Here is a 654-nt window from a genome sequence, read left to right on the forward strand (position 1 = left end):
CGTTACTGCTGACCCTTGGTTTGCTCAACACCCCGTTTTCGGCTTTCGCGGCGACGGCGCCACTGGAGTTGGTGGGGCCGATCTCTGACTACAAGATCTACGTCACCGAACAACTGGATGAACTCGCCAGCCACACTCAGCAATTCACCGATGCAGTGAAAAAAGGCGACCTGGCCACCGCGAAAAAGCTCTACGCACCGACCCGCGTCTATTACGAGTCGATCGAACCGATTGCCGAGTTGTTCAGTGACCTCGATGCGTCCATCGACTCGCGGGTCGACGACCACGAAAAAGGCGTGAAGGCCGAAGACTTCACCGGTTTCCATCGCATCGAATATTCATTGTTTTCAGAGAACAGCACCCAGGGTCTGGACAAGCTGGCTGACGGCTTGAACAAAGACGTGAAAGACCTGCAAACCCGCGTCGCCGGCCTGACCTTCCCACCTGAAAAAGTCGTCGGCGGCGCAGCTGCGCTGCTTGAAGAAGTGGCCGCCACCAAGATATCCGGCGAGGAAGATCGCTACAGCCACACCGACCTCTATGATTTCCAGGGCAACATCGACGGCGCGAAGAARATCGTCGACCTGTTCCGTCCGCAGATCGAGAAGCAAGACGCGGCATTCATGGCCAAAGTCGACAAGAACTTCGCTACGG

Annotated in this window: 1 protein-coding gene; it reads left to right on the plus strand. The window is 56.7% G+C overall.

The annotated features are described in order from the left end of the window. A partial coding sequence (efeO, locus tag AC1DLB_RS31475) for an iron uptake system protein EfeO (RefSeq protein WP_477786465.1) occupies positions 1 to 654 on the plus strand: 654 nt, incomplete at both ends.

It is taken from the genome of Pseudomonas sp. 05N434 (assembly GCF_056396965.1).